General features: G+C 58.7%; 17 protein-coding genes. 5 read left to right on the top strand and 12 right to left on the bottom strand.

Features of this window, described 5'->3' with window-relative positions; all coding sequences use genetic code 11:
- Nucleotides 1-133 precede the first annotated feature (133 nt).
- The 5 genes from ACM6IN_RS04555 to ACM6IN_RS04535 form a co-directional block, all read right to left on the bottom strand.
- Complete coding sequence (locus ACM6IN_RS04555) at nucleotides 134-880, bottom strand: YebC/PmpR family DNA-binding transcriptional regulator (RefSeq protein ID WP_007912738.1); 747 nt, start codon at nucleotides 878-880, stop codon at nucleotides 134-136.
- Nucleotides 881-1,009: 129 nt separating this feature from the next.
- Nucleotides 1,010-2,785 carry an aspartate--tRNA ligase gene (gene aspS / locus ACM6IN_RS04550; RefSeq protein WP_007912740.1) on the bottom strand — a complete coding sequence of 592 codons (1,776 nt, stop codon included), beginning with the start codon at nucleotides 2,783-2,785 and terminating at the stop codon, nucleotides 1,010-1,012.
- A gap of 102 nt (nucleotides 2,786-2,887) precedes the next feature.
- On the bottom strand, nucleotides 2,888-3,109 hold the full coding sequence (locus ACM6IN_RS04545) for an FmdB family zinc ribbon protein (RefSeq protein WP_007912741.1): 222 nt from the start codon (nucleotides 3,107-3,109) through the stop codon (nucleotides 2,888-2,890).
- A gap of 132 nt (nucleotides 3,110-3,241) precedes the next feature.
- Nucleotides 3,242-3,580, bottom strand: coding sequence for a ribbon-helix-helix domain-containing protein (locus ACM6IN_RS04540; RefSeq protein ID WP_007912743.1), 339 nt, complete (start codon nucleotides 3,578-3,580; stop codon nucleotides 3,242-3,244).
- A 185-nt stretch (nucleotides 3,581-3,765) separates the two neighbouring features.
- Nucleotides 3,766-4,236: a Dps family protein gene (locus ACM6IN_RS04535; protein ID WP_007912745.1), complete on the bottom strand. Its 471-nt coding sequence runs from the start codon at nucleotides 4,234-4,236 to the stop codon at nucleotides 3,766-3,768.
- A gap of 312 nt (nucleotides 4,237-4,548) precedes the next feature.
- Here ACM6IN_RS04535 and ACM6IN_RS04530 point away from each other — a divergent pair, with 312 nt between their 5' ends.
- Entirely contained in the window at nucleotides 4,549-5,151 is a 603-nt protein-coding gene (locus ACM6IN_RS04530) for a cold-shock protein (protein ID WP_007912746.1), read from the top strand.
- Between the two features lie 70 nt (nucleotides 5,152-5,221).
- On the opposite strand, the gene ACM6IN_RS04525 is transcribed toward ACM6IN_RS04530, so the two are convergent.
- Both ACM6IN_RS04525 and ACM6IN_RS04520 read right to left on the bottom strand, forming a co-directional pair.
- The gene (locus ACM6IN_RS04525) at nucleotides 5,222-5,428 is read right to left on the bottom strand and encodes a SlyX family protein (RefSeq protein WP_007912748.1); all 207 of its coding nucleotides are present in this window, start codon (nucleotides 5,426-5,428) and stop codon (nucleotides 5,222-5,224) included.
- A 3-nt stretch (nucleotides 5,429-5,431) separates the two neighbouring features.
- On the bottom strand, nucleotides 5,432-5,857 hold the full coding sequence (locus ACM6IN_RS04520; RefSeq protein WP_414915540.1) for an HIT domain-containing protein: 426 nt from the start codon (nucleotides 5,855-5,857) through the stop codon (nucleotides 5,432-5,434).
- An 895-nt stretch (nucleotides 5,858-6,752) separates the two neighbouring features.
- Between ACM6IN_RS04520 and ACM6IN_RS04515 the strand changes: the two genes are divergently transcribed.
- Entirely contained in the window at nucleotides 6,753-8,102 is a 1,350-nt protein-coding gene (locus ACM6IN_RS04515) for an OprD family porin (RefSeq protein WP_414915497.1), read from the top strand.
- A gap of 118 nt (nucleotides 8,103-8,220) precedes the next feature.
- On the opposite strand, the gene ACM6IN_RS04510 is transcribed toward ACM6IN_RS04515, so the two are convergent.
- Together ACM6IN_RS04510 and ACM6IN_RS04505 are read right to left on the bottom strand one after the other, a co-directional pair.
- Nucleotides 8,221-9,063 carry a mechanosensitive ion channel family protein gene (locus ACM6IN_RS04510; protein WP_034153426.1) on the bottom strand — a complete coding sequence of 281 codons (843 nt, stop codon included), beginning with the start codon at nucleotides 9,061-9,063 and terminating at the stop codon, nucleotides 8,221-8,223.
- Nucleotides 9,064-9,202: 139 nt separating this feature from the next.
- On the bottom strand, nucleotides 9,203-9,688 hold the full coding sequence (locus ACM6IN_RS04505) for a YajQ family cyclic di-GMP-binding protein (protein ID WP_007912755.1): 486 nt from the start codon (nucleotides 9,686-9,688) through the stop codon (nucleotides 9,203-9,205).
- A 140-nt stretch (nucleotides 9,689-9,828) separates the two neighbouring features.
- Here ACM6IN_RS04505 and ACM6IN_RS04500 point away from each other — a divergent pair, with 140 nt between their 5' ends.
- From ACM6IN_RS04500 to ACM6IN_RS04490, 3 genes are read left to right on the top strand one after another with little or no spacing between them, the layout of a single operon-like run.
- The gene (locus tag ACM6IN_RS04500) at nucleotides 9,829-10,746 is read left to right on the top strand and encodes a putative 2-dehydropantoate 2-reductase (protein ID WP_414915496.1); all 918 of its coding nucleotides are present in this window, start codon (nucleotides 9,829-9,831) and stop codon (nucleotides 10,744-10,746) included.
- A 45-nt stretch (nucleotides 10,747-10,791) separates the two neighbouring features.
- Nucleotides 10,792-12,828, top strand: a complete 2,037-nt coding sequence (locus ACM6IN_RS04495; RefSeq protein ID WP_095112283.1) for a HAMP domain-containing sensor histidine kinase — start codon at nucleotides 10,792-10,794, stop codon at nucleotides 12,826-12,828.
- A 3-nt stretch (nucleotides 12,829-12,831) separates the two neighbouring features.
- Nucleotides 12,832-13,416 (top strand): cob(I)yrinic acid a,c-diamide adenosyltransferase, encoded by a 585-nt coding sequence (locus tag ACM6IN_RS04490; RefSeq protein ID WP_414915495.1) that lies wholly within the window; start codon nucleotides 12,832-12,834, stop codon nucleotides 13,414-13,416.
- Nucleotides 13,417-13,537: 121 nt separating this feature from the next.
- On the opposite strand, the gene ACM6IN_RS04485 is transcribed toward ACM6IN_RS04490, so the two are convergent.
- The 3 genes from ACM6IN_RS04485 to argJ form a co-directional block, all read right to left on the bottom strand.
- Complete coding sequence (locus ACM6IN_RS04485; RefSeq protein WP_414915494.1) at nucleotides 13,538-14,485, bottom strand: Nudix family hydrolase; 948 nt, start codon at nucleotides 14,483-14,485, stop codon at nucleotides 13,538-13,540.
- Nucleotides 14,482-15,114, bottom strand: coding sequence for a glutathione S-transferase family protein (locus ACM6IN_RS04480; protein ID WP_414915493.1), 633 nt, complete (start codon nucleotides 15,112-15,114; stop codon nucleotides 14,482-14,484). Before ACM6IN_RS04480 ends, ACM6IN_RS04485 begins: the two co-directional genes overlap by 4 nt.
- Nucleotides 15,115-15,270: 156 nt before the next feature.
- On the bottom strand, nucleotides 15,271-16,488 hold the full coding sequence (argJ, locus tag ACM6IN_RS04475; RefSeq protein WP_007912763.1) for a bifunctional glutamate N-acetyltransferase/amino-acid acetyltransferase ArgJ: 1,218 nt from the start codon (nucleotides 16,486-16,488) through the stop codon (nucleotides 15,271-15,273).
- Nucleotides 16,489-16,560 lie beyond the last annotated feature (72 nt).

Below are 16,560 nucleotides of genomic sequence, written 5' to 3'. Positions count from 1 at the left end.
AAGCTGAGGGTACATGTAGGAGCTGCCGAAGGCTGCGATCTTTTGATCTTTCAAAAACAGAAAGATCGCAGCCTTCGGCAGCTCCTACAGGTGAAGTGTAGAGCCAGCAAAAACTGCGACCTTTCTATTTGCATCAACCGAGCTGAGCGGCCACGTCTTCCGGAATGTCCGCGTTGGAGTAAACGTTCTGCACGTCATCCAGGTCCTCGAGCATATCGATCAGCTTGAGTACCTTCTCCGCACCTTCCAGATCCAGCTCGGCGCTGGTGGTCGGCTGCATGACGATTTCCGCGTCATCCCCCTTGAACCCGGCGGCTTCCAGCGCGTTACGCACCGCGTAGAAACTGGTGAACGAGGTAAACACGTCAATCGAACCGTCTTCATGGCTGACCACGTCATCGGCATCGGCTTCCAGCGCCGCTTCGGTCAGCGCATCTTCATCGACGCCCGGCGCGAAGCTGATCTGGCCTTTGCGTTCGAACAGATACGCCACCGAACCGTCGGTGCCGAGGTTGCCACCGCACTTGCTGAAAGCATGACGAACGGCTGCCGCAGTACGGTTGCGGTTGTCGGTCATGCACTCGACCATCACCGCGACGCCGCCCGGGCCGTAACCTTCGTAAGTCAGTTCTTCAACGTTGTCCGCTTCGGTGGCACCGGCGCCGCGCGCCACGGCGCGATCGATGATGTCACGGCTCATGTTCGCGCTCAGCGCCTTGTCCAGGGCCAGACGCAGACGCGGGTTGGATCCGGGATCACCGCCACCCTGACGGGCCGCAACGGTCAGTTCGCGGATCCACTTGGTGAAGATCTTGCCTCTCTTGGCATCCTGACGTTCTTTGCGGTGCTTGATGTTCGCCCACTTGGAATGACCTGCCATAACTCGCTCCGAATTCTCTTTGAAACGTTGCCCGCCCTGCTCATGCAGCGGCCAGCAAACAAAAAAATCTCGACCTGCTCTCTATAGAAAGAAAAAAGGCGCATCCGAAGATGCGCCTTCAGGCCCGTCTTACTCAGCCTTTGGCGTTTCGCGCAAACGAATGTGCAGCTCGCGCAGTGCCTTGGCATCCACGACACCCGGCGCTTGCGTCATCACGTCGGCAGCACTCTGGGTTTTCGGGAATGCGATCACTTCACGGATCGACTGGGCGCCGGTCATCAGCATTACCAGACGGTCCAGACCGAAGGCCAGACCACCGTGCGGCGGCGCACCGTATTTCAGCGCGTCGAGCAGGAAGCCGAATTTCTCTTCCTGTTCCGCTTCGTTGATGCCCAACAGGCGGAATACCGCTTGCTGCATTTCCTTGCGGTGGATACGGATCGAACCGCCACCCAGCTCGGTGCCGTTCAGCACCATGTCGTACGCGCGGGACAGAGCGCCGGCCGGGTTGGCTTCCAGTTCTTGCGGGGAGCACTTCGGCGCGGTGAACGGGTGGTGCAGCGCGGAGAAGCTGCCGTCGTCGTTTTCTTCGAACATCGGGAAGTCGACGACCCACATTGGTGCCCACTCGCAGGTCAGCAGCTTGAGGTCGTGACCGAGCTTGATGCGCAGTGCGCCCAAGGCTTCGCTGACGATCTTGGCCTTGTCGGCGCCGAAGAACACGATGTCGCCGTCAACTGCACCCACGCGATCGAGGATGGCGTTGAGGTTTTCCAGCGGGATGTTTTTCACGATCGGCGATTGCAGACCTTCAACACCGGCTGCACGCTCGTTGACCTTGATGTACGCCAAGCCCTTGGCACCGTAGATGCCGACGAACTTGGTGTAATCGTCGATCTGCTTGCGTGGCATGCTTGCGCCGCCTGGAACGCGCAGTGCGGCGATACGGCATTTCGGATCGTTGGCCGGGCCGCTGAACACTTTGAAATCAACTTCTTTGAGCTGATCGGCGACGTCGACCAGTTCCAGCGGGTTACGCAGGTCTGGCTTGTCGGAACCGTAGCGGCGCATGGCTTCTTCGAAGGTCATGTGCGGGAATTCGCCGAACTCCAGACCCAGCACTTCCTTGAACAGGTTGCGGATCATTTGCTCGGTCAGGCCCATGATCTCTTTTTCATCGAGGAAGCTGGTCTCGATGTCGATCTGGGTGAATTCTGGCTGACGGTCGGCACGCAGGTCTTCGTCGCGGAAGCACTTGGCGATCTGGTAGTAACGGTCGAAGCCAGCGACCATCAGCAGTTGCTTGAACAGCTGTGGCGATTGCGGCAGGGCGAAGAACGAACCGGCATGGGTACGGCTAGGCACCAGATAGTCACGCGCGCCTTCAGGCGTAGCGCGGGTCAGGATCGGCGTTTCAACGTCGAGGAAGCCGTTCTCGTCGAGGAAGCGACGGATGCTGGTGGTCATGCGCGAGCGCAGACGCAGCTTCTCGGCCATTTCCGGACGACGCAGGTCGAGGAAGCGATAACGCAGACGGGTTTCTTCGCCAACGTCGGAGAACTCGTTCAGCGGGAACGGCGGGGTTTCCGACTCGTTCAGCACTTCCAGTTCATAACCCAGCACTTCGATCATGCCCGACGCCATGTTGGCGTTGGTGGCACCGGCCGGACGCAGACGCACCTTACCGGTGATCTTCACGACGTACTCGCTGCGCACGCGATCGGCAGCGGCGAAGCTCTCGGCGCGATCCGGATCGAACACTACCTGAGCCAGACCATCACGATCACGGATATCGAGGAAAATCACCCCGCCGTGGTCGCGACGACGGTGAACCCATCCGCAAAGGGTAATTTCCTGGCCTTCCAGGCTTTCGTTCAGTTGGCCGCAATAGTGGCTGCGCATCATGGTCGTGGTTCGCTTCTCGTAATTCGAAAAATTCGGTGGAGCTCCCATTGCTTTTCAAGCAATGCGGAAACTCACGCGTGTCGTTCAACCCGGGGTTGAACCCTAGTCAGATTTGTCGCCACCGGCCAGGTTCTTCTTGGCGCCGGTCTTGAAATCGGTTTCGTACCAACCGCCGCCACTGAGGCGAAAGCCTGGCATCGACAGTTGCTTCTTGAGCTCTGGCGCCTGACAGGCAGGGCAGTCGACCAGCGGTGCCTCGCTGATCTTTTGAATGGCTTCCAACTGATGACCACAGGAAGCACATTGATAATCGTACATCGGCATGGGGGGTGTCTCGGCGATCAGATTGCCACCGCGCGCAGGGCTTTGCGGCGAAAGAGCGGGATTATATCGATTAAATGCGGCCTGTGCAGCCGTAAGACTGCACAGGCCGCGACCTCGTTTGCAACTGCCGTTTCAGAGCGATTCGACAGGTGTAGCTTGCTTGACGCCGTTCATGACACACACCACCCGCACCAGCGCGCTGAAATTTCTCACCCCGCCATGACGCAGATGCACTTCACGGTCGACGTGGGACAACAGCGAGCTGATCGAACAGCAGTTGTCTGCGGCCATATTGCCAAGGATGTTCCAGTAGACCCGCTCCAGCCGCAGGCAGGTCGCATAACCGTTCAGACGCACGGATCGTGACGATGGCTGAACCAATGCCATGTCGAATTCGTGGACGAACGGATCGACTTTCAATTCATGTGGCAAGCCGACAATCCTGTCGCCTCGCCTGTCTCCCTCTACCATATCGGTGACACTCCTTTGCCATCTCTGCTTGTTTGAAAAGTCACATCCTGTGGCTTTCATAAAAGCGCAGACACAACGTTATAGCCAGACGACTTATTGACCGACAACGTAGGAAAAGCCAACGATACAGGTGGGATTGCGGACAGCGCGCGAGCCTTCTGCTGCTGGCCCGCGCACCGGCAGATTTACGCTTCCAGCAAGGCGCGCAGCATCCACGCGGTTTTCTCGTGAACCTGCATGCGCTGGGTCAACAGGTCTGCGGTCGGCTCATCGCTGACCTTGTCGAGCAGCGGGAAAATGCCACGCGCCGTGCGGGTCACGGCTTCCTGGCCGTCGACCAGTTGTTTGATCATGTCTTCGGCACTCGGCACACCCACTTCTTCCTTGATAGAAGAAAGGCGTGCGTAGGTGGCGTAGGCGCCTGGCGCCGGAAAGCCCAAGGCGCGAATACGCTCGGCAATCAAATCAACGGCCAGCGCGAGTTCGTTGTATTGCTCTTCGAACATCAAGTGCAGCGTCCGAAACATCGGACCGGTGACGTTCCAGTGGAAGTTGTGGGTTTTCAGATACAGCACGTAGGTGTCCGACAGCAGACGCGATAAGCCTTCGACGATGGACTTGCGGTCTTCTTCACTGATACCGATATCGATTGCCATGTTTACCCCCTAACGGCGATTGAATTCATCCAACAGGTGCAGACCCACTCTAGCAAGGCTGTCGACACCCCGCAGCCCCGATCAGATGCACACACTGCGACAAATCGACCGACGCCATGCCGCTGGCCGGGCTGATTTGAGTAGCCGCAGGCTTTGCTGTTAAATAGACAGTGTGTCGCCATGCCCCATTTTTCGGGGCGTTGCGCATAGGCTGATGCCGTGAACGTGTCCACCGCCTCTTATTTTGTCCCGAAGCGAACCGTGCGCCTTCAGCTCTTCCTTGTGAGCCGTCATAAACGTGAGCCAATCAAAATGTTGAAAATCGTCCACCTGCTAATGGGCGCAGCGGCACTGCTGCTGTCGTTCATACCCAGCTTGAAATCCGAAGCCGTTCCCTACCTGCAACAACCCGATGCACTTTACCTGGCCTTTTTCGGCCTGCTGAACCTGGTGATTGCTCCTGTGATTCCTTTCTGGAACAAAGGCCCTCGTCAGCATCTGCAAAACCTGGTCAGCGCGCTGCTGGTACTGACTGTCGTCCTGCAAACCCTGACCCTGATCGCGCCGATGCCCGTCATCGCCGGCCAGCCAGCCGTACTGTTCACCCTGGTGATCGCGCTGGTTGCCGTGGTCCTGCATCTGGCTGTGAGCTTCTATCGTTCTTCACCTGCTGCTGCTCCAACCAGCTATGACATGACCAATCGTGATACCGGTACCGTCAAGTGGTTCAACACCTCCAAAGGCTTCGGTTTTATCTCCCGGGATTCCGGCGATGATATTTTCGTGCACTTTCGCGCGATCCGTGGCGAAGGTCATCGCGTACTGGTCGAAGGCCAGCGCGTGGAGTTCTCGGTGATGAACCGCGACAAAGGCCTGCAAGCCGAGGATGTGATCGCCGCACTGCCGCGACGCTGATCCAGGCATAAAAAAACCGCGAGCAGCCTGCTGTTCGCGGTTTTTTTACGCCTGATGAAAAGTACCTGCCTCAGTAGTGTGGCGGGGGCGCCTCATCCTCAAAGGACTCGAACTGACCGACCATCTCTTCCTGACGCTTGAGCATTGCTGCCATTTGCAATTGCAGGCGCTCGACCACGCGCTGCTGAGCGACCAGTACGTCGTTCAATGCCTGAATAGTGTCATCCTGAAATGCCAGACGGCTTTCCAGATCGGTAACGCGGTCTTCCAGGCTCATGAATCAGCCCTCCAGAAACGTAAAGTCTTCGGTCAACACCAGACGCAACTTTGCGCGAATGGCCTCTACTTGCTCGGCATTGTAAGGCTTGGCCGGGAGCTTGCCCCAGACCGGCGCCGGCCAGGCTGCGTCATCGCGTTTGCGCACAATCACATGCATATGCATCTGGCTGACAACGTTACCCAGGGTGGCGACGTTCATTTTGTCGGCATCGAACAGATCCTTGAGCAGCTCAGCCAGCGCGGTGGTTTCAAGCCAAAACTGTTGCTGATCGGCGACATCCAACTGAAACAACTCACTGATATCGTCGCGACGAGGCACCAGGATGAACCAAGGGAAGTTGGCGTCATTGGACAGCAGCAGTCGGCAGAGAGGGAAATCACCGATGGTCAGCGTGTCCTGTTGAAGTCGTGAATCTAAAGCAAACACTGCGCGCACTCCCGGCTGATCTTCATTATTCAGCTTAGCGGCGATCCTTATGGACGGCGCACCAAGCGACAGGACGGCAGCATACCTGCGAATGCGCCTGCCTTCACGGCGACGGTGTACCCCATCGCCCTGCGAACGCCCCGACATGTGACATTTGCGAGCACAACGCACCAGCATGAAACCAGCATCCAGACTCAGCCCGACAAAATGACCGAAAACAGCAGAGACGTTCAGCGTCATCGCCCCTGCAAGCTGTATGAATTCAGAACAGCTGTAAATTTTTTTGCACCAAAACTGCACAGTGCGTCTACGCTCACTGCGTCGGGCATCCGCCAAATACTCACTGGCGGGGTGAACCGGTAACGTTTTTGGTTGTCACGCGCGTTTCTCGGCGTGGCAACACCATAGGAGGTATGGCGTCAAGCACAGAAAAAATCAGGCTTGAAGCCCCGCTTTCACAAGGTTTTCACAAACACAGGCGGGTGTTCAGAAAAATAACCGCAGCAAAATTGCGGTTTGTGCACGCTTGTTGCATTCGTACCCATATGGACTATAAGCGCACCACTGGAAGTGGATGCCTTAAGCCCCATAAGAACAGTGGCAGGGTTGCCCGATGGAGATTCAAGTGTTTTGCCAGGGACTCTTTTTTACCGATGCAAAAAGGCCCATAAACAGCGAGAAAGTTGTCAGTCCGGCTGCGTCGGTACTGTGAATTTGCGACATCCACCACGCCATTTGCGACAACGTCGTAAAGATGCTGAAAGGTTGGATTAGCAAGTATCGCCAACATTGTCGGCGTGATATAAGTTTGCGCCGACACAAAAAGAAAGAGCCGCCCAGATAATAAAACAGGTGGGACGGCAGTACTCTTCTAAAACCAAAGGAGCAAATCACGATGCGCGTGATGAAGTGGAGCATGATCGCACTGGCAGTTGCAGCAGCAGCCAGTACTCAAATGGCTACGGCCGCACCGTTTGTAAGTGACCAGTCTGAAGCCAAAGGTTTTGTTGAAGACGCGAAACTCACCGAGACGTTGAAGAACTACTACTTCAACCGCGACAACAAGAACGGCGGCCGCGACCAGAAAGACTGGACCCAGGGCTTCCTTGGTAACTTCAACTCCGGTTACACCCAAGGTACTGTCGGTGTTGGTATCGATGCCTACGGTTACCTGGCACTGAAACTGGACGGCGGCGACGGTACTTCCGGTTCGGGCAACATGAGCCGCAGCGATACCGTTAACCCGAACAACGGCGCTCGCGACGTTAACGACAGCCAGGGCAAAGCCGGCGCGTCGGTCAAATTCCGCGTTTCCAAAACCGAACTGAAATTCGGCGACATGCAGCCAAGCACTGCTCCAGTGTTCGCTGTCGGCGGCTCCCGTATCCTTCCGCAAACGGCTACTGGCTTCCAGTTGCAGAGCAGCGAAGTCAAAGACCTTGACCTCGAAGCCGGTCATTTCTACTCGGCTTCCAGCCAGGACAAAAACGCCCGTAACGGCGGTCTGTACGCTAACTACGCAGGCGTAGAAGCCGACTCGATCGACTACTTCGGTGGTAAATACAGCATCACCGAAAACCTGAGCGCATCGCTCTACGGCGCCAAGCTGGAAGATATCTGGAACCAGTACTACGCCAACGTGAACCTCACCACCCCATTCAGTGGTGACACTTCGCTGAACACTGACTTCAACATCTACCGCACCACCGACACCGGTGACAAGCTGGCAGGTGACATCAGCAACACTGCCTTCTCCCTGGCAACCGCGCTGTCGTTCCTGAAAGCACACACCTTCACCCTGGCCTTCCAGAAGGTCAACGGCGATACCCCGTTCGACTACATCGGCGTGGGCAAGAACAACCGCGGTGGCGACTCGATCTTCCTGGCTAACTCCATCCAGTACTCTGACTTCAACGGTCCTGGCGAGAAATCCGTTCAAGCTCGCTACGACCTGAAAATGGCCGAGTACGGCGTTCCAGGCCTGAGCTTCATGGTTCGTTACGTTAAAGGTTGGGACATCGACGGTACCAGCACTCCAGCTGGCAGCCCTTACACCGGTCTGTACGGTGAAGATGGCAAACACCACGAAACCAACTTTGAAGCCAAGTATGTTGTTCAGTCTGGCCCGGCTAAAGACCTGTCCTTCCGCATTCGTCAAGCCTGGCACACTGCCAACGCTGACCAAGGCGAAGGCGATGTCAAAGAGTTCCGTCTGATCACCGAATACCCACTGAACATCTTGTAATTGTCAGTGGTTAGTTTGGAAGCATAAAAAAAGGCCCATCTTGCGATGGGCCTTTTTTATTGCCGGTCACTTGCAATAGTTGCCTGACCGACAAGTCAGGCAATTAATTAGCAACCTATCATTGTGTTGCCGATTCCTGCACCACACGAATCACCCGTTGTGGAAAAGGAATATCAATACCTGCAGTCTTTAAACGATCGCGCGACTGTTCGTTAAACATGAACATCACGTCCCAGTAATCTGCAGTTTTAACCCACACACGCAGCGAAACAGTGATCGAACTGTCGCCCAAGGTCGAAATCACGGCCTGCGGCGCCGGATCCTGCAACACGCGCTCATCCTTGGCCAGATCCAGCAACACCTGACGGGCCTTCTGCAGATCGGCTTCGTAATCAACGCCTACATCAAATACGACTTTGCGGGTCGGCTGACGGTTGGTGTTGGTGATGATGCCATTCGACAGGTTGCCGTTTGGCACGATGATGGTTTTGTTGTCACCGGTACGCAGCACGGTGTGGAAAATCTGGATGCTGTCAACCGTACCCGACACGCCTTGCGCCTCAATCCAGTCACCGATACGGAACGGACGGAACAGCAGAATCAGCACGCCGCCAGCGAAGTTCGCCAGACTGCCCTGCAACGCCAAACCGATGGCCAGACCAGCCGCACCGATCGCCGCAACGAACGAGGTGGTTTCAACGCCGATCATCGAAGCGACGCTGACAATCAGCAACACTTTGAGAATGATGTTCGCCAGGCTGCTGATAAAGCCTTGCAGCGCCAAGTCAGCGTTGCGCAGAGCCAACAGACCGCCGAGCTTTTGCGTGACCTTGTTGATCAGCCACCAGCCGATGGCCAGGGTAATCACTGCCAACAGCACGCGGCTGCCGTATTCCATGATCATCGGGATCCACGCCTGGGATGCCTTGACCAGGTTGTCCACCTCAGCATTCAAATCCATGTTCTATCTCCTGATTTCCGGCTACCCGGGCTGTAAAAAATCAGCGGCAGAAAGACTGAACCTGTTGGGGCTCAATCGTTTCTGCCGTTGCTTGGGCCTCGGACGCTGAAAACGCCGAGAGGTTCCCCGACCGGGAAGCTTAGTCGCGGAAGTTGTTGAACTGCAGGGGCATGCCGAATTCCTTGGCCCGCAGTGCCGCGATGGCCTCTTGCAGGTCATCACGCTTCTTGCCGGTCACACGCACTTGCTCGCCCTGAATGGCAGCCTGCACTTTGAGTTTGGCGTCCTTGATGTGGCCGACGATTTTCTTCGCCAGCTCCTTGTCGATGCCTTCCTTGAGCACGGCGTCCTGCTTCATCAGTTTGCCCGATGCGTAGGCGTCTTTGACTTCAAGGCACTGCACGTCGATCTTGCGCTTGACCAGCGCCAGCTTGAGGATTTCGATCATCGCTTCCAGCTGGAACCCGGCTTCGGCGGTCAGGCTGACGGTGAGGTCCTTTTCCTTGAACTCAAAGCTGCCTTTGCCTTTCAGGTCATAACGACGATCAAGTTCCTTGACGGCGTTCTCGACCGCGTTGGTGAGTTCGTGTTTGTCCAGTTCGGATACCACGTCGAACGACGGCATGTAATCTCTCCAATAAAAAGGCGCGCTCGATGTGGATGGAGCGCGCTTGGCTTGCGGTTAAAATCGGGCTCATTATAACGGGTCTTTTCCCACCGACACGGCGAGCCGCACATGCCTGTACGCAATCGAGCAAAAAACTGATGTCCACCCCCTGGCATGTATTGGGCGCCGGCAGCCTCGGCACGCTGTGGGCTACACGTCTGGCCCGCGCCGGCCTACCGGTCAGATTGATCGTGCGTGATGCCGAGCGCTTGCGCAGCTATGAAGCAGCGGGCGGGTTGACGCTGGTCGAACATGGCTTGGCCAGCACCTACGCGATCCCCGGCGAGACACCGGATAGTCCCGAGCCGATCAGCCGTTTGCTGGTGGCCTGCAAAGCCTACGACGCAGAAAACGCCGTCGCCCGCCTCGCCCCACGACTGACAGCGGACGCCGAACTGATCCTTCTGCAAAACGGCCTCGGCAGTCAGGACGCCGTGGCCACGCGAGTGCCACAGGCGCGCTGCATCAGTGCCTCCAGTACTGAGGGTGCATTTCGCGATGGCGACTGGCGCGTAGTGTTTGCCGGCCACGGTTTCACCTGGCTGGGCGACGCTGGCCATCCCGTCGCACCGATCTGGCTGGACGATCTGGAGGCCGCGAAAATCCCCCACGAATGGAGCATCGATATTCTCACGCGGCTGTGGCGCAAACTGGCGCTCAACTGCGCGATCAATCCGCTGACGGTGTTGCACAACTGTCGCAATGGCGGGCTGCAGGAGCATCACTGCGAAGTCGCCACCCTGTGCGGCGAACTCGCCGAGCTGCTGGAGCGTTGCGGCCAGCCGGCCGCCGCCGACAATCTGCAACAGGAAGTCGAACGGGTCATCCACGCGACCGCCGCCAATTACTCGTCGATGTATCAGGACGTCGCCAACCAGCGCCGCACCGAGATCAGCTATCTGTTGGGCCACGCCTGCAAAGTCGCCGCGCGCCATCAACTGAACCTGCCGCACCTCAATCAATTGCAGCAGCGCCTGGTCACTCATCTGCACAGCCTTGGATTGCCCAGCGACTGAGCAGCGGCTACGCTGGCCACTTGTTCCTTTGCTGCGAAAAACCTGATGCCATTGCGCCAGCGTCTCGAAAACCTGCCGGTCGGCCAGAAACTGCTGGCTGCCCTGTTGGTGCTGTTGACCACTGTTCTGCTGGTCGCCAACCTGACCTTTATCAGCGCCGCCTATTACATCTCCCAGGAAAGCATGGCACCGCAGGCCTTGCAGACCATCGGCCGACTGATTTCCAACCCGAGTCTGGTCAGCGAAGCCCTGCAATCACCGCAAAGCGCCGAGCGCCTGCTCAAAGAACTCGACAGTTACTCACCGCTACGCGCCGCCGCGCTGTATGACGGCAAGGGCGAACGCCTGGCGCAAGTCCAGCGTGGCGATAAACTCAACTTGCCGGAGCGCTATCGGCACATCGAAGCGTGGCAACTGACTGAATTTCGCAGCAACCAGTTGATCACCCTGCCCCGCCCCGGCACCGCGCCGGGCCATCTGTTGCTGGTCGCCAGCAGCGAACTGCCGATGGCGTTCTACACCGGCACCCTGACCGCGAGCCTCGGCATTCTGATTTTCAGTGTGTTGCTGTGGCTGGTGATTGCCCGGCAGATCAAACGCCTGATCACCCGGCCGATCCATCAACTCGAGGAACTGTCGCGTCAGGTCACCCGCGAGGAGAACTACGCTCTGCGTGCCTCGCGCGGCAATCATGACGAAATCGGCAGCCTCGCCGAAGCATTCAATACCATGCTGTCGCGCATCGAAGCCCGCGAACAGCAACTCAAACGCGCCCGCGATGACTCGCAAGCGGCCTATGATCAGGCGCAGGGGCTGGCCGAGGAAACCCGCCACACCAACCGCAAGCTGGAACTGGAAGTCCAGGTGCGCAGCAAGATCGAGAAGAAGCTCACCGGCTTCCAGAATTACCTCAACAGCATCATCGACTCGATGCCCTCGGCACTGATCGCCCTCGACGAGCAGCTTTACGTCACCCAGTGGAACCAGGAGGCCAGCGCCCTCTCCGGCACCCGACTCGACGAAGCGCTGAACCAGCCGATCTTCCTCGCCTTCGAACCGCTCAAGCCGTTTCTGCCGCAGCTCAAGCAGACCGTCGAGCAGCACACCGTGGCGAAAATCGAACGGGTAACCTGGTTCAAGGACGACGAACCGAAGCATTACGCGCTGACCTTCTACCCATTGATGGGCGGTGCCGGGCGTGGCGTGGTGATCCGTATCGACGACATCACCCAGCGTCTGTCGCTGGAAGAAATGATGGTGCAGTCGGAAAAAATGCTCTCGGTCGGCGGTCTCGCCGCTGGCATGGCCCACGAAATCAACAACCCGCTGGGCGCGATCCTGCACAACGTGCAGAACATCCGGCGGCGCCTGTCCGCCGATCTGCCGAAGAACCTCGAAACCGCCGAGCAACTGGGCATCGAACTGGATACCGTGAACCGCTACCTGCAGGGCCGGGAAGTGCCGCAACTGCTCGACGGCATTCAACAGGCCGGCGCCCGTGCGGCGAAAATCGTCACGCACATGCTCAGCTTCAGCCGGCGCAGCACCCGGCAAATGGCGCCGTGCGATCTGCCGGCGCTGATCGATCAAGCCGTGGAGATCGCCGGCAACGACTTCGATCTGGCCATCGGTTTCGACTTCAAGGGGCAAGCGATCATCCGCCAGTTTGACCCGGCGCTCGGTCCGGTGCCGGGCACTGCCAACGAACTGGAACAGGTGCTGCTCAATCTGCTGAAAAACGCCGCGCAGGCGATTCACCAGCGCGAAGACGACAGTGAGCCGGGGCGGATCATCCTGCGCACCAAACTGAATCCGCCGTGGGCCGAGATTCAGGTTGAAGACAATGGCATCGGCATGAGCGAGAACGTGCGCAAGCGCACCTTCGAGCCCTTCTTCACCACCAAGGAAATCGGCCAGGGCACAGGGCTTGGCTTGTCGGTGTCGTACTTCATTATTACCAACAATCACAAAGGGCAGATGGAGGTGCAGTCAGCACCGGGCCAGGGCACCTGTTTCACCTTGCGCCTGCCGCTGACGCAACCGCTGTCCATCGCTGCCGAAACCAATCCATTATCGAGGTAACCCATGGGCTTTCGCCTGTCGAAAATCTACACCCGCACCGGTGACAAAGGCGAAACCGGCCTGGGCGATGGCCGCCGCGTGCCCAAGGATCACCCACGCATCGAAGCGATTGGTGAGGTCGATACGCTGAACAGTCAGGTCGGCGTGTTGTTGGCCGGGTTGATTGCCGAACGCAACACGTTTCCGGGGTTGAATGAACTGATCGAGGTGTTGGCGCCTTGTCAGCACCGCTTGTTTGATCTGGGTGGCGAGTTGGCGATGCCGGCGTATCAGGCGTTGAATGCCGCAGAGATCGAACGACTGGAAGCCGCGATCGATGTGTGGAACGAGGAATTGGGGTCGTTGGAGAATTTCATTCTGCCGGGCGGGTCGATGTTGATTGCGCAGGCGCATGTATGCCGGAGCCTGGCGCGGAGTGCCGAGCGGCGCTGTCAGCATTTGAATGCGCTGGAGCCGTTGGCCGGCGTTGGGCTGGCGTATATCAATCGGTTATCGGATTTGTTGTTTGTCGCGGCGCGGTTGATTGCGCGGCGGCAGGGGATTGCGGAGATTCTTTGGCAGCCGGCGGCAAAACCCGCAGAGATGTAGTGTTTGATCGGCCGCCATCGCTGGCAAGCCAGCTCCCACAGGGTTTCATGGTGTACACAACATTTGTGAACGGCACTAAAACCTGTGGGAGCTGGCTTGCCAGCGATGAGGCCGCTAGCCTTTACAGAGAGTCAGGCCAGAACGCGCGAATCCCCGCCACGCCTTGCGCACCCACGCCCCAGGCTTTTTCGCGCTCCGCCGGGCCAACCCCACCCAACAAAAATACCGGTTTACTGAAGCCCTCGATCAACACCTGAGCCTGCTCCCAACCCAGCGGCTGCGCATCCGGGTGGGTCAAGGTCGGTTGTACCGGCGACAGCGTGACGAAATCCACGCCCATCTGCTCGGCCAGCGCCAGTTCCTCAGCGCTGTGGCACGACGCCGCCAACCAGCGCTCCGCCGGCAACGGACGCCCCGCCGCCGCGTATTTACGCAACTGTGCGGAGGTGATGTGCCAACCGGCCGACGGGAAATCGCCGAGCCATTCGAACGGCCCCTTGATCATCAACTGCGCCTTACCGGCACATAGCCCCGCCGCGTCTACAGCCAGATCACGGTACTTGGGGTCATAGCCGCTCGGTGCGCGCAGCTGGATCAACTTGATCCCGCCGGCAATCGCCTTCTGGATACCGCGCAGCAACGCCGGGGTTTCCAGGTCTTCCGGGGTAATCAGATACTCCGCGGGCAAACGCGCGGCGGCAACGATCGGCTGGTTGGCGGCCGGGAACTCGTAGTTCGCCAGTTCTTTCGCGGTAACCCAGGCCAATGGCTGGCCTTCGGCACCGTGCGGTTCACCGGTGAATGCCGAAACTTCCCAGACATCCAGCAACACTTGCTTGTCCGGGTAGTCGTGACGCACTTTGATCAGCGGTCGGGCGGCGCCAACGACGATGCCCAACTCTTCGTGCAGCTCACGGGACAGTGCGCTTTCGACCGACTCGTCGGCCTCGACCTTACCGCCGGGAAACTCCCACAGACCACCCTGATGCTGGGTGTCGGCGCGGCGGGCGATGAGGATTTTGCCGCTGTCGTCACGAATGACGGCAGCGGCGACGTGTACACGTTTCACGGATTCAACTCCTCCAGTCCAGCCTTTTGCCACACCTTGAAGGCGGGCCATTGGTAGACGGTTTCAACATAGGCTTCGTCGGCGGCCGGCAGCCTCACCTGATAAGTGCGCAGACGCACGGCAATCGGCGCGAAGAAGGCATCGGCCAGGCTCACACGGCCAAACAGATAGGGGCCGCTCTCGGTGGCAGCGGCACGGCACTCGGCCCACAGCGCGAGCATGCGCTCGATATCAGCCTTGACCTCCGGCGGTACCGGGTTCAGCGGTGCGTCATGGTTGAGGTTGAACGGCATGTGATTGCGCATGGCGAAGAAGCCGCTGTGCATTTGCGCGCAGGCGGATCGCGCCTGCGCACGGGCGAAGATATCGCTCGGCCAGAGCTGCTCGGACGGGAACTGTTCAGCGAGGTATTCGGCGATGGCCAGCGAATCCGCGACGGTACCGCGCGAGGTTTGCAGCAGCGGCACCTTGGCGGTCGGCGAGTGCTTGAGCAGCCGTTCGCGGGTATCGGGCTTGCCGAGTTTGATCAGTTCTTCGGTATAGGGTGCGCCGGTCAGTTCAAGCGCCAGGGCGGCACGCAGGGACCAGGAGGAAAGCAGTTTGTCGCCGATGATCAGGTGCAGGGACATGGTTGGGTGCCTTTCATCAGGATGGACAGGCCGGATCTTCGGTGCCTGACAGGTCGCCATCGCGAGCCGGCTCACTCCTACAGGGATTTGTGAAAGACACAGATCCCTGTGGGAGCCAGCCTGCTGGCGATGCAGGCGACTCGGTCTCAGGTTAGATCACGTGCGATATTCAGCGTTGATCTTCACGTATTCATGCGACAGGTCGGTGGTCCAGATGGTTTCGCTGCAATCGCCGCGACCCAACTCGATACGGATAGTGATCTCTTCCTGCTGCATCACTGCCGAACCCTGCGCCTCAGTGTAGGTCGCGGCGCGAGCACCACGGCTGGCGATGCACACGTCGCCAAGGAACACGTCGATCTTGCTCACGTCCAGATCCGGCACGCCGGCACGGCCGACAGCGGCGAGGATACGGCCCCAGTTCGGGTCGGAGGCGAACAGCGCGGTCTTGATCAGCGGCGAGTGCGCCACGGTGTAGCCGACGTCGAGGCATTCCTGATGATTGCCGCCGCCATTCACTTCAACCGTCACGAACTTGGTCGCGCCTTCGCCGTCACGCACGATGGCCTGGGCCACGTCCATGCACACTTCGAACACCGCTTGCTTCAGTTTGCCGAACAGCTCGCCTTCGGCGCGGGTGATTTCCGGCAGCGCAGCCTTGCCGGTGGCGATCAGCATGCAGCAATCGTTGGTCGAGGTGTCGCCGTCGATGGTGATGCGGTTGAACGATTTATTGGCGCCGTCGAGCATCAAATTGTGCAGGACTTCGCGGGAGACTTTAGCGTCAGTGGCGATGTAGCCAAGCATGGTCGCCATGTTCGGGCGGATCATGCCCGCGCCTTTGCTGATGCCGGTGACGGTGATGGTGACGCCGTCATGCTCGAACTGGCGGCTGGCGCCCTTCGGCAGGGTGTCGGTGGTCATGATCCCGGTAGCAGCGGCTTCCCAGTTGTTTTCCGACAGGTCGTCCAGCGCGGCTTGCAGCGCGCCTTCGATCTTCTCGACCGGCAGTGGCTCGCCGATCACGCCGGTGGAATACGGCAGAATCTGGCTGGCATCAACACCGGTCAGTTCGGCCAGTCTGGCGGTGGTGCGCTCAGCGGCAGCCAGGCCTGGCTCGCCAGTGCCCGCGTTGGCATTGCCGGTATTGGTCAGCAGATAACGCACGGCGTTCTGTACGCGTTTCTTCGCCAGAATCACCGGCGCTGCGCAAAAGGCGTTCAAGGTGAACACGCCCGCCACGGTCGAACCTTCGGCGCAGCGCATCACAACAACATCTTTGCGCCCGGGGCGCTTGATGCCGGCCGAGGCGATACCGAGTTCAAAACCGGCAACCGGGTGCAACGTTGGCAAAGGACCAAGACCAACAGCCATGAATGCGCTCCTTACTCAATGATGTCAGCACCGTCGCGCGCGGCAACGGTGGTTTAAATGGCAAAACGCCGC

It is taken from the genome of Pseudomonas sp. IT-P395, from assembly GCF_949767675.1.
In the GTDB taxonomy this organism is placed as follows: Bacteria; Pseudomonadota; Gammaproteobacteria; order Pseudomonadales; family Pseudomonadaceae; genus Aquipseudomonas.
Note: the sequence above shows the minus strand (reverse complement) of the source record. Positions and strands in the feature narration are given on the sequence as shown.

What these genes read in the sequence shown, in the direction of transcription:
- ACM6IN_RS04535 (WP_007912745.1), bottom strand. Translation starts at nt 4,236, where the DNA reads ATGGCAATCGATATCGGTATCAGTGAAGAAGACCGCAAGTCCATCGTC.
- aspS (WP_007912740.1), bottom strand. Translation starts at nt 2,785, where the DNA reads ATGATGCGCAGCCACTATTGCGGCCAACTGAACGAAAGCCTGGAAGGC.
- ACM6IN_RS04555 (WP_007912738.1), bottom strand. Translation starts at nt 880, where the DNA reads ATGGCAGGTCATTCCAAGTGGGCGAACATCAAGCACCGCAAAGAACGT.
- ACM6IN_RS04545 (WP_007912741.1), bottom strand. Translation starts at nt 3,109, where the DNA reads ATGCCGATGTACGATTATCAATGTGCTTCCTGTGGTCATCAGTTGGAA.
- ACM6IN_RS04510 (WP_034153426.1), bottom strand. Translation starts at nt 9,063, where the DNA reads ATGGATTTGAATGCTGAGGTGGACAACCTGGTCAAGGCATCCCAGGCG.
- ACM6IN_RS04530 (WP_007912746.1), top strand. Translation starts at nt 4,549, where the DNA reads ATGTTGAAAATCGTCCACCTGCTAATGGGCGCAGCGGCACTGCTGCTG.
- ACM6IN_RS04500 (WP_414915496.1), top strand. Translation starts at nt 9,829, where the DNA reads ATGTCCACCCCCTGGCATGTATTGGGCGCCGGCAGCCTCGGCACGCTG.
- ACM6IN_RS04490 (WP_414915495.1), top strand. Translation starts at nt 12,832, where the DNA reads ATGGGCTTTCGCCTGTCGAAAATCTACACCCGCACCGGTGACAAAGGC.
- ACM6IN_RS04480 (WP_414915493.1), bottom strand. Translation starts at nt 15,114, where the DNA reads ATGTCCCTGCACCTGATCATCGGCGACAAACTGCTTTCCTCCTGGTCC.
- ACM6IN_RS04505 (WP_007912755.1), bottom strand. Translation starts at nt 9,688, where the DNA reads ATGCCGTCGTTCGACGTGGTATCCGAACTGGACAAACACGAACTCACC.
- argJ (WP_007912763.1), bottom strand. Translation starts at nt 16,488, where the DNA reads ATGGCTGTTGGTCTTGGTCCTTTGCCAACGTTGCACCCGGTTGCCGGT.
- ACM6IN_RS04540 (WP_007912743.1), bottom strand. Translation starts at nt 3,580, where the DNA reads ATGGTAGAGGGAGACAGGCGAGGCGACAGGATTGTCGGCTTGCCACAT.
- ACM6IN_RS04495 (WP_095112283.1), top strand. Translation starts at nt 10,792, where the DNA reads ATGCCATTGCGCCAGCGTCTCGAAAACCTGCCGGTCGGCCAGAAACTG.
- ACM6IN_RS04525 (WP_007912748.1), bottom strand. Translation starts at nt 5,428, where the DNA reads ATGAGCCTGGAAGACCGCGTTACCGATCTGGAAAGCCGTCTGGCATTT.
- ACM6IN_RS04515 (WP_414915497.1), top strand. Translation starts at nt 6,753, where the DNA reads ATGCGCGTGATGAAGTGGAGCATGATCGCACTGGCAGTTGCAGCAGCA.